Raw genomic sequence first — 13,635 nt, 5'->3', positions numbered from 1 at the left:
TGGCAATAAGTTGCCTGCTTTTCCTTCCTCAAACCTTGTGCCTCTATGATCGCCAAATCCACTCGGCATAAGTCCGCAAAAAAGTCTATTCCCTGGGCGCTTTGTATTGTATTGGCTGCTCTGCCTGTTGCAGGTGTAACTGACCTGTTGCTCCGCCACAAAACGGTGGTGCCGCTGTTAGTGATAGTATCTGCCAGTCTGCTCGCTTATTACTTTTACTGGACCGACAAACGCCGCGCGCAGCGCAATGAATGGCGTGTTCCCGAAGCGAGTTTACATTTGTGTGCATTGGTGGGTGGTTGGCCTGGTGCGTTTGTGGCACAGCAACAATTTCGCCACAAAACCAAAAAAATATCCTTTTTGTCGGTATTTTGGTTGATAGTGCTGTCTCACCAGGTGTTATGGTTTGATTGGTTGTTTATGGACGGCAAGTGGCTGGTATCATTGTTTAGTTAAGTGCTGTCAGCGTTTCGCGATAAATTCACGCAATAGGAGTTGGTTATGAACGTTGAAGTCGGTGGGTTATTAGGTCTTATTTTGTTGATTTGTGTTGTTTACGCCATTGTAAAAACAACACAAAGTAGTGCAAGCACGGGAAATAAAGTGATCTGGATTGTGGTGTTATTGTTGTTGCCACTGCTCGGGTTTATTTTGTGGTTTTTGTTTGGTCCAAAATAATCTGAAGAATAGGATGGGCATTGCTTTGGCTCTGTCCATCCTGCAATGTCCCTTAGTTAAAAAAACCTTCTTTTAATTCTGCATATTGCTCTGGTTTCAAGCGCGGGCCAAATTGTGACACCACTTTGGCGGCGGCAATATTGGCAAACTCTGCTGCGGTTTTAAAATCTTTGCCCTGGTTGATGGCATACAAAAACGCACCGGCAAACATATCGCCAGCGCCGTTGGTATCTACTGGTGTCGCGGCAGCGCCGGCAACCTGAATCAATTCATTGCCATCAAAAACCAGCGCACCGTCTGCACCGCAGGTAATCGCAAATTGTTTGCAATATTTTTTCAGCCCAATACAAGCTTCTTCAAGCGAGTGTGTTTTGGTAAAGCCGATGGCTTCGTCGCGGTTGCAGAAAATTAAATCCACACCCTCGCCAATCATTTCCACCAAACCGTCGTAAAAAAATTGCACCATTGCCGGGTCAGACAAACTCAATGCCGTTTTGGTGTGGTTGGCTTCGGCCTGTTTGCGCAATTCAATCGCCGCCGCGCGACCAGTGGTGGAACTCACCAAATAGCCTTCAATGTAAACGTAGTGGGATTTTGCAACTGCACCCACATCCAGTTCATTCACCGAGAGTGTTTCGCTAATACCGAGAAAGGTATTCATGGTGCGCTCGGCATCGGGGGTAATCATCACCAAGCATTTGCCAGTAATACCGGCGGGCGGTGTGATGTGTGCCGGGGTTGCCACACCGGCGGCTTGAATATCGTCCAGATAGAACGCGCCGTTTTCATCGTTGGCGACTTTGCACGAATAAAAATTATTACAGCCAAAATAACTGGCGGCGATGATGGTATTGGCCGCCGAGCCACCGCTGGCGCGATGTGATGCAACCAGGTGATCGCTCAAATAATCCATAAGTGTGTTTTGGCGCGCTTCATCTACCAGCGTCATCACTCCTTTGGCAACGGCCATGCGTGTGAGGTCAGCATCGGTGAGGGTAATTTCGGTATCGACCAGTGCCGCGCCTATGCCGTAGATGTGATAGTGCTTGTTCATACGCAGTTAACCTTTTGCGGGAGAATATTGCGGGAGAAAGTAGCCCTGAGTGCCACAGTGGGCCGCATTATGCAAAATTCGCCTTGGTCGATAAAGCACAACCGCTCGCTGTGCAGCACTTTGCATTATTGCTCCTCGCAATCACTGGGTGTGGCGGGTAAACTTGCGCCCACTCTTTGCTGCTACTGCAAACACCATTCTGCCTTTATCACCATTAAGATTTTTCCATGACCAAACGTCGCACTAATAACCGTCGCACTAAATCCACCCCTCGCGCACCACGCACTGGCTGGGCGCTGGTACGCATCTGGATTCTTTACGCCACGCTGCTGTTGGTAGCGTTGTTGGGCATTTGGACGCTGTATTTGGATTCGGTGGTGCGCGCAAAATTTGAAGGTAAAAAATGGTCGCTGCCGGCGCGTGTTTATGCGCGGCCGCTGGAGTTGTACGTTGGCCAGTCACTGACCCCCGGACTGTTTGAACAGGAGCTGCGCGCGCTGGGTTATCGCTTTGAAGGCAGTATTAATGCGCCGGGGCAGGTGGTGAAAAAAGTCAGCGCGACTAGCAGCGAAGTGACTTATCACATTCACAGTCGCGGTTTTGATTTCTGGGATAAAAAAGAGCCGGCGCATAAATTTATGTTGCGCGTCGCCAATGGCAGTGTGCAGGGTTTGATTGATTTGGCGGGCGCAGATTTGCCGCTGGTACGGTTGGAGCCGGAAGAAATTGGCGGTTTTTATCCCGCCGATAAAGAGGATCGCTTGTTGGTGCGTCTGGCAGATTTGCCGCCGCTGCTCGGCGAAACCTTGTTGGCCGTGGAGGACAAACATTTTCTCGACCACCACGGTGTATCACCCTTGGCGATTTTGCGCGCGGCTTGGGTAAATGCATCGAGCGGTGGTGTAGTACAGGGCGGCAGTACCATCACCCAGCAGTTGGTGAAAAACTTCTACCTCACCAATGAGCAGAGTTTGCTGCGGCGTAAAATTCCCGAAGCGATTATGGCGGTCTTGCTGGAAGTGCATTACAGCAAATCCGAAATTCTGGAGACCTACATCAACGAAGTGTTTTTAGGTCAGAGCGGCGCGCGTTCGATTAACGGTTTTGCCCTGGGGGCGCAGCATTATTTCCGCCAACCGTTGCGTGAGTTGGAGGTTCATGAACTCGCACTCTTGGTGGGCTTGGTGAAAGGTGCCTCCTATTACAACCCCTGGCGCAACCCCGAGCGCGCCAAAGCGCGGCGCAATGTGGTGCTGGGTGTAATGAAAGAGGAGGGGCTGATTGACGAGCAGCAACTCAAGCGCGCGCAGGCAGCACCATTAGGCATAGTCGCCGAAGGGGAATCGCGCAGCACCACCTATCCGGCGTTTATGGAGTTGGTGAAACGTCAATTGAATGAGGATTACAACGAGGCGGATTTGCGCAGCGAAGGTTTGCGTATTTTTACCAGCTTATCGCCGATGGTGCAGCGTCAAGCCGAGCGCGCTATGACGACCCGTCTGCCGGACTTGGAAAAACGCTTCAACACCAAGGGCGTACAGGCCAGCATGGTGGTGACCTCGGTGGGTGGCGGCGAGATTCTGGCGCTCCTGGGGGATCGCGATCCGCGCTTTACCGGGTTTAACCGCGCGCTGGACGCCAAACGCCAAATCGGTTCCCTGATGAAACCCTTTGTGTTTCTCGCGGCGCTGGAGCAACCGCACAAATACAATTTGGCCACGACAGTCAGTGATGCACCGGTGAGTTACAAATCCGGTGGCAAGTGGTGGGCGCCACAAAATGCCGACAAAAAAGATCACGGCGATATCCCCTTTTATAAAGCGCTGGCATTTTCCTACAACCAGGCAACCGCCCGTTTGGGCATGACGCTGGGGCTGGATACGGTTGCGGATGTGGTAAAGCGCGCAGGTTATGAAGGTAAGGTGCCCGCGCTGCCCGCCATGTTGCTGGGCTCGATTGAAATGTCGCCACTGGAAGTGGCCGGTATTTACCACACCCTGGCGGCTGATGGCGTCTATACCCCGCTCAATGCGATTCGCGAAGTATTGGCGGCCGACGGCAAGCCATTAAAACGTTACCCACTGGAATTAGAGCAGCGTTTTGCTGCCGAGACCAGTTTCCAATTGCAATACGCCATGCAGCGCACCATGCGCGAGGGCACCGGGCGCAGCGCCTACAACCAGTTGCCTGCTAGCCTTGAAGTGGCAGGTAAAACCGGTACTACCAACGATCAGCGCGACAGCTGGTTTGCCGGTTACAGTGGCGAGCATCTGGCGGTGGTCTGGCTGGGGCGCGATGATAATAGTGCAACCCCGCTCAGTGGTGCGGGCGGCGCCTTGCAAGTGTGGGCTGAGTTTATGAAGCAGCTGCCCAGCCAGAGCCTGCCGCAAGAACCGCCACCCGGCGTCAGTTTCGATTGGTTGGATGGCGCCACCGGCAAGCTCAGTGCGGAAGGTTGTATCGGTGCCCTGTGGTTGCCGCTGCGGGATGATGCCCGCCCACAACAATCGGCGGATTGCTTGCTGCCTAACAGCAATAATCCGGTGAAAAACTTCTGGCAGCGGCTGGTCAACTAAGCCGCTGTTATTCAATTATTTAACAATGAGTTGAATAGACAGATCAATAAAGAGCAGCCTAAAGGGTTCCCCCCAAACCGCGCTCCAAAAATAAATCACTCAGGTGAATCTGACGCTCGCTAGACTGTGTCTTAGTTGGTGAGTTGGGGGCAATAATCACCATCCTGCCCGGATTTTTCCTGAGAGGTTTTCCCATGACATTACTTCCACGCTTCTCCCGTCACCTATTGGGTGCACTTGGTCTGGCGCTTGTCGGCTGTTTGCCGTTGGCGCACGCCATTTCAGCCCAGGCTGCGGAATTGGAAGGCACCCCGGTGCCGATTGAATCGGCCGACACTGGTGCCGCAGATGCAATTGCACCTGCCTCAAGCGCCGCTGCGCCAGATGCACAACCTGCCCCCATCGCCGCACCTGCGCCGATTGCATCTCCTGCTCACGAACCTCCAGATCACCATCGTCACGGCGATTGGGAGCGCGAATTTGAAATGGGCCTCAAACATGCCTTTGGTGAAGGTCATGATGACGAAGCAAATTACAAAGGCGCGTTTGAGCTGGCAATGTTGATCCCGATTCTGGCGGTGATTTTTATTTTCGGCGGGCCGATTTTCCTGGTCGCCTTATTGATTGTGCAGCGCTATCGCGCCAGAGCGGTGCGCCAGCAGAGCATCAATTCCAATATCGACAAGTTGCTCGCCGCCGGGCGCGATATTCCGGTGGAGTTGCTGCGCGGCGACGAACCTAAGGGGGCCGACGACAATAGCAATCGCAGCAAGGGCATCCGCAATATTTGCCTCGGTGCTGGCTGGGCGATTTTCCTGACTATCCTCGCCGGTATTGATATAGGCGCAATTGGTTTTATCTGGATTGCGCTGGGCATATCCCAAGTGCTGATTTGGTACCTCAACCAGCCCAAAGCCGGGCAGCCGCTTGCACCACAGGTTGAGCAGCAGGACTAAGCGGCAATGTCCCTTTCCGATCAGGAATTAATTGCGCGGGTGGTAAGCCGCCGGGACCAGCATGCCTTTGCGCAGCTGGTCCTGCGCTACCAGTCGGCACTGCGTATTTGGGCGCGGCGCTTGTGCAACGGCGATACCCACCTCGCCGATGACCTGGCGCAAGAGACCTTTATGAAGGCCTATGCTGCGCTCGGTGCGTTCCGCGCGGAAGCCAAGTTCTCCACTTGGCTGTATCGCATCGCCTTTAATATTGCGGCCAACCGCTGGCGCGCCAAAAAAATTGAATGGTGTGAACTCGACGGGAACGAAGAGATCGAAGCAGAACAGTGCAGTGTTAAACAGTTTCATGCTCAAAGAGACGTGGAGGCAGCCATGCAAACCTTGAGCGCCGGGCAGCAATTGGCACTGCGCCTCTGTTACGAAGACGGCTTTTCCCACGAGGAGGCGGCGAGTATCATGGGTATTCCACTCGGTACGGTAAAAACCCACATAGCGCGCGGCAAAGCCAAACTGCAAACCCTGCTGGCATCCTGGCAGGATGCGCTGCCGCACTAACCAGCCACGTGAGGTTGATGATGAATGACAATGACATGATAAATAGCAATAGCCTGCAGGCGGATCGTTTTGATGATTTTCTGCGTCAGCAATTGTGCGCCGATTATATTGACGACAATGGTTTTACCTCGCAGTTAATGGCGGCGCTGCCCGTGCAGAAAACACTTAACCCCTGGTTGGAAAAAACCATTATCGCGTTGCCTGTTGCCTTGATTGCGTTTCTGGTGCTCCGCCATCTTCCCTGGCGCGACTTGGTTCAGCCGGTTTACGCCTGGTTTTTATTGTTGGATGTGAGCAGCCTTATCACGCTTGCGCTGGCGGTATTTATCGCGCTGGTAGTTGCACCTGTCGCCTGGTTGTTGAATAGCGACGCCTGAATTTAATGCCTGTGTATATATCTGATTTTAAAAATGCCTAATCGCCATTAGTGATTAGGCATTTTTTTTAAAGCATTAAACACACTAAAAAATAAATTAGTTTGGCTCCCTTCCCGATATGTGGCGGCGTTTTTTTGCGCATTGTCTGGGCTGCTGCTATACCCAAAAGCAATTACTGTGTTCTGAGGTAGCACCGATGCTTCGCTTGACCATTGCCAAAAAGCTGATGCTCTTAGTCAGTATCGCGCTGCTTGGGTTTGTTGTTAGTCAGGTTTATTCCATGTGGGTTGAGCGCGCCAATAGCAGCCGTTTGGCGGATGTAGAACAACGTATTTATCCCACACTTGAATTAACCACTATTAATCTCGGTTCGCTGTTGCTGATGGAACAACAAATTAATAGTTCGGTAACCACCGGTGATGCGCAGGTGTTGCAAGAAACTGCGGCGCACTATGAGGAAATCCGTAAAAATCTTGCGCAATTATCCAGCCTTAGCAGTGACCTTTCCGCGCAGGTGAAGGGGATTGATGCGCAATTGGAAGCCTGGTACACCACCGCAACACGTATCGCACAAAGTTTTATCAATAACACCGTGGATTTTGAAAAAGTAGGTGTGGAGGCCGCCGCCAACGCCGAGCGTTTGCAAAAGCTGCGCGACTCACTTGCCACCATGAAAAGTGAAACGGCCAAACGCTTCAATGAATCCATTAGCGAAACAGTTTCCGCTTCACAAAACGCTGCGCATATCGCACTGCTGATTGCAATTTGCGCGGTGATTGCGTTGGTAATTATCAGTTTATTTATCAGCCGTTCAATTACGTCCAGCATCAATGAAGTGACCGTGTCGTTAAAAGAAATGTCATCAGGCGAGGGCGATTTAACCAAGCGTATCCATTACGCCGGGCACGATGAAATTTTATATTTGGTGAAATATTTCAACGCATTTGTAGAAAAACTACACGGTGCATTTGGCAATGTCAGTAACGATGTGGGTGCGCTCGCGCAAGTCGCTTCGCGGCTCACCAATTCCAGCAGTCAAAATTTAGTGCGCATTAATGATCAGGCTGGCGCGATTGCGGCGATGCGCTCCTCGATTGACGATCTCTTACAAACCGTAAATGAAATTGCCGAGTTTGCAGGCAATGCGTCAGCGCAAGCGCAGGATGCCAGCTCGGCTGCAGCGCGCGGCAAAGAAACCCTGGCGACCAACGTGGCGACTATTAGCACCTTGGCAGAGGAGGTGCGCAGTGCAGCAAATGTGGTGAATCGCTTTGAAGAGTTTTCGGCTGATGTGGGGAAATTATTAAATACGATTCAAAACGTTGCCGATCAAACCAATTTGCTCGCACTCAATGCGGCGATTGAAGCGGCGCGCGCTGGCGAGCACGGGCGCGGCTTTGCGGTAGTGGCAGACGAAGTGCGCGGGCTGGCGGTGCGCACACGCCAGGCGACCGAAGAAATTCATAAAGTGATTGGCGAGCTACGGGCAGTATCGGCCAGTGCAGTGACTGCCATGCAGGGCAGTGTGGTGCGCGCTAATCGCGGTGTGGAGGCAACCACTGCCTCGGGTGAAGTGTTGAATTCTATTTTAAATAATGTGGACATTATCAGCAGCATCAACGAAAAAATTGCCGCCGCGACTCAGGAGCAAACAGTTACCTTTGCGCAGGTTTCCGAGCATGTGAATGGTATTTATCACAATACCCAACTGGTCACTACCAGCACTAATGAGCTGGATGAAGTGAGCCGCGATATAGATCACATCAGCCATGAGCTGCATAAGGTTGCCAGTCAATTTCGCGTTTAACCGATTAGTTTTTCAAGGAACCGGGGCACAGGAAGTGCTTAACATCAGGAGTGGACAATCAATGAGAAAACACAGTTCGGCTCGTAAAAAAAATACACTCGCGCTCGCCATATTATTCGCAGCGGCAGTGCCTTGCAGTCAGGCGGCGGAACTTAATTTTTCCGGCTTTTTATCCGTGGGCGGCGGTATGGTCGATGACGACTTTGACTCTGGCGGCAATTACGGTGGCTACGAGGAAGACCTCACCTTCGATCGCAGCTTGCTGGGGTTGCAAGTTACGGGGCAAGTCAATGAAAAAGTGTCAGCCACAGCGCAATTAATCGCGCGCAAAAATGACAGCTACGAAGTGAATGCGGAGTGGGCCTATTTAACCTGGCAGGCAACCGACAGTATTAAACTCCGCGCCGGCCGTTTGCGCACCCCGTTTTATATTTACTCCGATTTTCTTGACGTGGGTTACAGCTATGGGTGGATAACACCGCCGCAAGAAGTGTATTACTTACCGTTCAATAATGTGGATGGCATCGACCTCTATGCCACCCAAACACTGGGAATTTTTGATACCAGCGTACAAGTGTATTTTGGCAGTTTTGATGACGAATTTAATTTTGATGGCGTAACCAGCGATGCCCAAACCCGCAATCAAATGGGGATCGCGGCAACGCTGGGTAAAGATTGGTGGAATTTGCGCGCGGCGTACCACGAAGCGGATTTAAGTGTGGATGTGACCGGTGCGGCCCTGATGCCTGGTTTAACCTTGGGGCAGTTTATCGGCAGCATTCCTGCGTCCTTCAGTTTTGTCGGCCCGCGCATATTAGTGGAGGAGGAAAAGGCCACCTTTGCGCAAATTGGTTTCACTATCGACACCGGGCGTTTTGTGGCAGCAGCAGAGCATGTGGAGTTTGAGCCGGAAAATTCCATGCTCGCCAAAAATATTCGCGAGTATGTGATGGTGGGAGTGCGCACGGGCGACTGGTTATTCCATGTAACGGCCGCACAATCCAAAGACGAAGCGGTGAATTTAGTGGAGGGAATTCCTGTTGCACAACAAACGGCACAATTGATTGGCACACTCAATGCGATTGCCGCTGCGCAAGCGGATGAGCGCGATGTAATTTCATTGGGAACTCGTTGGGATGTCGCCTCGGGTGTTGCACTTAAATTACAGATTGACGATGTAGACGATAAGGTGCGTGGCGACCAAAAAGTCTATTCCGTTGCTGTGCAAACCGTATTCTAGGGGGCGATCAACATGAAAAAATGGTTAGGTTCTCTTATCGCGGTTGCGGCCTTGTCACTGCCTGCACTTTGTGTGGCGGAAGTCGCGGTTATAGTGCACCCCTCGGCGGGTATTGAAAGCCTCACCGAGGATGATATTGCACGCTTGTTCCTCGGCAAAAGCAAAAGTTTTCCCGGTGGTGCGCAAGCCGTGCCCATTAATCAGAACGAAGGTTCAGCGGTGCGGGAAAAATTCAATGAGACGGTCTGTAAAAAAAATGCCAGCCAATACAAAGCCTATTGGTCGCAGTTGGTGTTTACCGGCAAGGGCACTCCGCCCAAAGACGGTGGTGATGATGCCGGCGTAAAAGCCTTGGTTGCCGCCAATACCAACATGATTGGTTATGTGGATGCCAGCGTGGTGGATGCCTCAGTAAAAGTGGTGTTCAAAGTGCCCTAAACGCCTCAATGCAACTATTCCCGCTACAGAGCCCGCAACCTGCGGGCTTTTTTATCCACTAATTTCGTCACTAAATCCCTGTTGCTGTCCCAACTAGGCTAAAATGCGCGCCTTTTTTACCCACTTATCCCTAGTTACTCCTATTTAGTCGCACAGTCGCAGAGAAATTACCTTGATCTCCACCGCCAATATCACCATGCAATTTGGTGCCAAACCGCTTTTTGAAAATGTTTCGGTCAAATTTAATAACAGCAACCGCTATGGCCTGATCGGCGCCAATGGCTGCGGTAAATCCACCTTTATGAAAATTTTGGGTGGCGACTTGGACCCCTCCGGTGGTCAAGTGATGCTGGAACCCAACGTGCGTTTGGGTAAATTGAAACAGGATCAATTCGCCTATGAGGAATTCTCGGTGGTGGATACGGTGATCATGGGCCACACCGAACTCTGGGCGGTAAAAGCCGAACGTGACCGCATTTACGCCCTGCCGGAAATGAGCGAAGACGACGGCATGCGCGTGGCGGAATTGGAGGTGGCTTTTGCCGAAATGGACGGCTACACCGCCGAGTCCCGCGCCGGTGAATTGCTGCTCGGCCTGGATATTCCTATCGAACAACATTTTGGCCCCATGAGCGCGGTGGCACCGGGCTGGAAACTGCGGGTGTTATTGGCGCAAGCATTGTTTGCTGATCCCGATGTGCTCTTGCTCGATGAGCCGACCAACAACCTCGATATCAATACCATTCGCTGGTTGGAAGGCATGCTCACCCAGCGCAATAGCACCATTATTATCATTTCGCACGACCGTCACTTTTTGAACTCGGTGTGCACCCACATGGCGGACTTAGACTACGGCGAGCTGCGCGTTTACCCCGGTAACTACGACGACTACATGATGGCGTCCACCCAGGCGCGCGAAAAGTTGTTGAACGAAAACGCCAAGAAAAAAGCACAAATAGCCGAGCTGCAAACCTTTGTGAGCCGCTTCTCGGCTAACGCTTCCAAAGCCAAACAGGCCACCTCGCGCGCCAAACAAATCGACAAAATTCAGTTGGATGACGTTAAGCCCTCCAGCCGTGTGAGTCCCTACATCAAATTTACCCAGAACAAAAAGTTGCATCGCCAGGCAGTAACCCTGGAAGCGGTAAGTAAAGCTTACGACCGCCCACTGTTTACCGATTTGAGCTTGCAAGTAGAAGCGGGTGAGCGCATCGCGATTATCGGCCCCAACGGCGCCGGTAAAACCACCTTGCTGCGCTGTTTGTATGGCGATTTGCAGCCGGACGCGGGCACAGTGAAATGGGCTGAGCAAGCGGAAATTGGTTATTTTGCGCAGGATCACGCGGCAGATTTTTCTTACGACACCAACCTGTTTGATTGGATGAAACAGTGGACCAAAGGCGACGAGCAATTAGTGCGCGGCGCTCTCGGTCGTATGTTGTTTTCCAACGATGACGTGAAGAAAAACGTAAAAGTATTATCCGGTGGTGAAAAAGGCCGCATGCTGTTTGGCAAGCTCAGCCTGATCAACCCCAATGTATTGTTGATGGACGAACCCACCAACCACTTGGATATGGAATCCATCGAGGCATTAAACCTCGCGCTGGAAAATTACCCCGGCACACTGGTTTTTGTCAGCCACGACCGCGAATTTGTATCCTCGCTCGCGACCCGTATTATCGATATGCAACCCAGCGGTCTTATCGATTTCCACGGCAACTACGAGGATTACCTGCGCAGTCAGGGTATTTACACAATGTAGTCCCCCGGTAAAAGCAAATCCCCCCAGCCCCCTTTTTCAAAGGGGGAGCAAGAGCAAATCCCCCCGGCTGTGCCGACCCCCTTTTTCAAAAGGGGTATTGAAGCAAATTCCCCCCTTTGAAAAAGGGGGGCTAGGGGGGATTTGCCTTACGCCTTCTTCACATCTAAGCCTTCTTCACAAATTCCGATTTCAACATCATCGCGCCAATGCCGTCGATTTTGCAGTCGATGTCGTGATCGCCATCCACCAGGCGATTAATTTTTACCTTGGTGCCGACTTTTACCACCGACGATGATCCTTTGATTTTCAAATCCTTAATGACGGTCACGTAATCGCCATCGTTCAGCTGATTGCCATTGGCATCGCGCACGATCAAGGTTTCTTCAGCTACGCCCGCTGCTACTGCCTCTTTCGACCACTCGTGCGCGCACTCCGGGCAAATTAACAGGCCGCCATCCTCATAGGTATATTCGGAGTTGCATTTGGGGCAGGGTGGGAGCTGGCTCATAAGTGATCTCTTTGTTAACAGGGTAAAGGTGAAAAGGGGGGTTATTTGCTGTTAGCCGCGCCATTGGACGGTTGATTGGCGTAGCTAACGCCATGCTTGTCCAGATATTCGCGAATCAGTTGCCGCACTACTTGCGAGGGCGTCACATCCTGCTCGGCGCACAGTTGTTCAAAGGCATCTTTTTTGGTTGGGTCTATCAACACAGTCAAACGCGCGGTTTTCTGTTCCATAACGGGAGTCTCGTCAGCTATTGAGGTGATGCTATTGCCGGTATTGGGCGCTAAATAGTATTTCGGGGCGCATTTTAGCGGTATATCGCTCTGAAATGTGCCGTTTCCCCAAGCCTCCTATCTTACACATCCAGCCTGTAAATGATAATAACATTATAATGTTATTATCATTATATGCTTCTGGTGTTACACTAAAAAGCCCAGCTCATAGTTCATGTCTGCCATGGCCCGGGGTTAATTGCTGCTGTCTGGAATATGAGTCTGGTTACACCTTATGAAAATATCGGAAATAAAAACCAAGCTAACTGCCAATGAAAGTTTTCAGGTGGAGATGATGCGTAATCCCGCTGACCTTGCTGAGTGGGTGGTGTGGGTGCGCGAGAACGATGGCAAAAGTTTTTTGTTAACCAATGAATTTGATGTGGTTTTGACCAATACCGATGCGAATCAATGTTTGTTGCTGATGCGCACTTTAGGCATCAAGCAGGCGAACGTTGTTCTTTAAAACGAGCGCCAGATGAAACTGAAATTTTTGCTCACAGGTGCTTCCGCTATGCCAGAAGGAAAAATAGTCCACAGCACCAGCGATACCTACGGCAATATTTTGGTAGTGGATTACCCGCGTTATCGGGTACTCAGTTTTGATTCCATTTATGAACAAAGTGGTTTTTATTTGGAAAAACCCCATGCTGTAGTGCATGAATATATTCGCATTATGATGCTGGTATTGGGGTTTATGCAGCCGCGCCACGCTACTTTATTGGGTTTAGGCGGTGGCAGTTTGTTGCGCAGCCTGCATCACTATTTATCGCACTGCGATTTTCATGTGGTGGAATTACGCTCCAAGGTGTACGACATAGCGCGCGATTATTTTGATATTCCCGACGATGAACGGGTGTGGGTGTCTATTGAAGATGCCGGACTGCAAATACAGTCCAGTAAAAATGCCAGTACCGATATTATTTTTGCCGACCTCTACGATGCTTATCATATGAGTCCGGTTCAGGCGCAGAAACAATTCGCCCAACAATGTTGTCGCACGCTCACTAAACATGGTTGGCTGGTAATTAACTTCCATCGCCTTCCTGAGCCTGGTTCCGCGTTTTTTATTGCGTTGACTGAACACTTCTCCACGCTGTTAGTGTGTTCTGGCGAGTTCGGCAATCACATTTTATTTGCCGGCAAATCAACCTCGGTCGATTACGATGGCGCGCCGGGTAAGTTGAAAAAAATGGAAAAAATCCTCAACGAAACCTTTATGCCGCTGTTTCACCGGCTTAAACCTGTCGCTATTTAGGTTCCTTACTATTTAGGTTTCTTACTGGGTGACTGCAGCGCATTTGCCGCGATTTTCACTTATCCCTCTTATTTTGTTTTTCCTTAATTTTCCCTTAAGTTTCCTTCCCTAGTCTGCACCCTAAGAACTTCCGGTTTCCAACCTTCAGGGTGCAGTA

The 13,635-nt window shown here is 51.1% G+C and carries 15 protein-coding genes; 12 read left to right on the top strand and 3 right to left on the bottom strand.

From position 1 onward, the window contains the following. Positions 1 to 45: 45 nt before the first annotated feature. Both D0B88_RS00310 and D0B88_RS00305 read left to right on the top strand, forming a co-directional pair. The gene (locus tag D0B88_RS00310) at positions 46 to 456 is read left to right on the top strand and encodes a DUF1294 domain-containing protein (RefSeq protein ID WP_151054253.1); all 411 of its coding nucleotides are present in this window, start codon (positions 46 to 48) and stop codon (positions 454 to 456) included. Positions 457 to 501: 45 nt separating this feature from the next. Continuing rightward, on the top strand, positions 502 to 678 hold the full coding sequence (locus tag D0B88_RS00305; protein ID WP_151054251.1) for a PLDc N-terminal domain-containing protein: 177 nt from the start codon (positions 502 to 504) through the stop codon (positions 676 to 678). Positions 679 to 730: 52 nt separating this feature from the next. Here the strand turns inward: D0B88_RS00305 and D0B88_RS00300 are convergent, their stop codons facing one another. Beyond that, positions 731 to 1,732 carry an adenosine kinase gene (locus tag D0B88_RS00300; RefSeq protein WP_151054249.1) on the bottom strand — a complete coding sequence of 334 codons (1,002 nt, stop codon included), beginning with the start codon at positions 1,730 to 1,732 and terminating at the stop codon, positions 731 to 733. A 227-nt stretch (positions 1,733 to 1,959) separates the two neighbouring features. On the opposite strand from D0B88_RS00300, the gene mrcB reads away from it, so the two are divergent. From mrcB to D0B88_RS00260, 8 genes are all read left to right on the top strand, one after another. Beyond that, positions 1,960 to 4,308, top strand: coding sequence for a penicillin-binding protein 1B (gene mrcB / locus D0B88_RS00295; protein ID WP_151054247.1), 2,349 nt, complete (start codon positions 1,960 to 1,962; stop codon positions 4,306 to 4,308). Positions 4,309 to 4,502: 194 nt separating this feature from the next. Further along, the gene (locus tag D0B88_RS00290) at positions 4,503 to 5,264 is read left to right on the top strand and encodes a DUF6249 domain-containing protein (RefSeq protein WP_151054245.1); all 762 of its coding nucleotides are present in this window, start codon (positions 4,503 to 4,505) and stop codon (positions 5,262 to 5,264) included. A 6-nt stretch (positions 5,265 to 5,270) separates the two neighbouring features. Continuing rightward, the gene (locus D0B88_RS00285) at positions 5,271 to 5,819 is read left to right on the top strand and encodes an RNA polymerase sigma factor (RefSeq protein WP_151054243.1); all 549 of its coding nucleotides are present in this window, start codon (positions 5,271 to 5,273) and stop codon (positions 5,817 to 5,819) included. A 17-nt stretch (positions 5,820 to 5,836) separates the two neighbouring features. Continuing rightward, the gene (locus tag D0B88_RS00280; protein ID WP_151054241.1) at positions 5,837 to 6,196 is read left to right on the top strand and encodes a hypothetical protein; all 360 of its coding nucleotides are present in this window, start codon (positions 5,837 to 5,839) and stop codon (positions 6,194 to 6,196) included. 196 nt (positions 6,197 to 6,392) lie between these two features. Then, on the top strand, positions 6,393 to 8,003 hold the full coding sequence (locus tag D0B88_RS00275) for a methyl-accepting chemotaxis protein (RefSeq protein ID WP_007644676.1): 1,611 nt from the start codon (positions 6,393 to 6,395) through the stop codon (positions 8,001 to 8,003). Positions 8,004 to 8,064: 61 nt separating this feature from the next. Beyond that, complete coding sequence (locus D0B88_RS00270) at positions 8,065 to 9,243, top strand: porin (protein WP_151054240.1); 1,179 nt, start codon at positions 8,065 to 8,067, stop codon at positions 9,241 to 9,243. A gap of 12 nt (positions 9,244 to 9,255) precedes the next feature. Further along, a complete protein-coding gene (locus D0B88_RS00265; protein WP_151054238.1) occupies positions 9,256 to 9,681 on the top strand; it encodes a phosphate ABC transporter substrate-binding protein in 426 nt (141 codons plus the stop codon). Between the two features lie 172 nt (positions 9,682 to 9,853). Then, positions 9,854 to 11,443 (top strand): ABC-F family ATPase, encoded by a 1,590-nt coding sequence (locus D0B88_RS00260; RefSeq protein ID WP_151054236.1) that lies wholly within the window; start codon positions 9,854 to 9,856, stop codon positions 11,441 to 11,443. Positions 11,444 to 11,606: 163 nt separating this feature from the next. Here the strand turns inward: D0B88_RS00260 and D0B88_RS00255 are convergent, their stop codons facing one another. Both D0B88_RS00255 and D0B88_RS00250 read right to left on the bottom strand, forming a co-directional pair. Beyond that, on the bottom strand, positions 11,607 to 11,951 hold the full coding sequence (locus tag D0B88_RS00255; protein ID WP_151054234.1) for a zinc ribbon domain-containing protein YjdM: 345 nt from the start codon (positions 11,949 to 11,951) through the stop codon (positions 11,607 to 11,609). A 41-nt stretch (positions 11,952 to 11,992) separates the two neighbouring features. Beyond that, on the bottom strand, positions 11,993 to 12,181 hold the full coding sequence (locus D0B88_RS00250) for a ribbon-helix-helix protein, CopG family (RefSeq protein WP_151054232.1): 189 nt from the start codon (positions 12,179 to 12,181) through the stop codon (positions 11,993 to 11,995). A 274-nt stretch (positions 12,182 to 12,455) separates the two neighbouring features. Between D0B88_RS00250 and D0B88_RS00245 the strand changes: the two genes are divergently transcribed. Both D0B88_RS00245 and D0B88_RS00240 read left to right on the top strand, forming a co-directional pair. After that, the gene (locus D0B88_RS00245; RefSeq protein WP_151054230.1) at positions 12,456 to 12,686 is read left to right on the top strand and encodes a hypothetical protein; all 231 of its coding nucleotides are present in this window, start codon (positions 12,456 to 12,458) and stop codon (positions 12,684 to 12,686) included. Between the two features lie 12 nt (positions 12,687 to 12,698). Next, positions 12,699 to 13,478: a spermidine synthase gene (locus D0B88_RS00240; protein ID WP_151054228.1), complete on the top strand. Its 780-nt coding sequence runs from the start codon at positions 12,699 to 12,701 to the stop codon at positions 13,476 to 13,478. Positions 13,479 to 13,635: the final 157 nt, after the last annotated feature.

The organism is Cellvibrio sp. KY-YJ-3, from assembly GCF_008806955.1.
Classification (GTDB): Bacteria; Pseudomonadota; Gammaproteobacteria; order Pseudomonadales; family Cellvibrionaceae; genus Cellvibrio.
Note: the sequence above shows the minus strand (reverse complement) of the source record. Positions and strands in the feature narration are given on the sequence as shown.

Coding starts and splice junctions, on each gene's coding strand:
- D0B88_RS00290 (WP_151054245.1), top strand. CDS start 4,503: ATGACATTACTTCCACGCTTCTCCCGTCACCTATTGGGTGCACTTGGT.
- D0B88_RS00240 (WP_151054228.1), top strand. CDS start 12,699: ATGAAACTGAAATTTTTGCTCACAGGTGCTTCCGCTATGCCAGAAGGA.
- D0B88_RS00305 (WP_151054251.1), top strand. CDS start 502: ATGAACGTTGAAGTCGGTGGGTTATTAGGTCTTATTTTGTTGATTTGT.
- D0B88_RS00285 (WP_151054243.1), top strand. CDS start 5,271: ATGTCCCTTTCCGATCAGGAATTAATTGCGCGGGTGGTAAGCCGCCGG.
- D0B88_RS00300 (WP_151054249.1), bottom strand. CDS start 1,732: ATGAACAAGCACTATCACATCTACGGCATAGGCGCGGCACTGGTCGAT.
- mrcB (WP_151054247.1), top strand. CDS start 1,960: ATGACCAAACGTCGCACTAATAACCGTCGCACTAAATCCACCCCTCGC.
- D0B88_RS00270 (WP_151054240.1), top strand. CDS start 8,065: ATGAGAAAACACAGTTCGGCTCGTAAAAAAAATACACTCGCGCTCGCC.
- D0B88_RS00280 (WP_151054241.1), top strand. CDS start 5,837: ATGATGAATGACAATGACATGATAAATAGCAATAGCCTGCAGGCGGAT.
- D0B88_RS00255 (WP_151054234.1), bottom strand. CDS start 11,951: ATGAGCCAGCTCCCACCCTGCCCCAAATGCAACTCCGAATATACCTAT.
- D0B88_RS00310 (WP_151054253.1), top strand. CDS start 46: ATGATCGCCAAATCCACTCGGCATAAGTCCGCAAAAAAGTCTATTCCC.
- D0B88_RS00275 (WP_007644676.1), top strand. CDS start 6,393: ATGCTTCGCTTGACCATTGCCAAAAAGCTGATGCTCTTAGTCAGTATC.
- D0B88_RS00265 (WP_151054238.1), top strand. CDS start 9,256: ATGAAAAAATGGTTAGGTTCTCTTATCGCGGTTGCGGCCTTGTCACTG.
- D0B88_RS00245 (WP_151054230.1), top strand. CDS start 12,456: ATGAAAATATCGGAAATAAAAACCAAGCTAACTGCCAATGAAAGTTTT.
- D0B88_RS00250 (WP_151054232.1), bottom strand. CDS start 12,181: ATGGAACAGAAAACCGCGCGTTTGACTGTGTTGATAGACCCAACCAAA.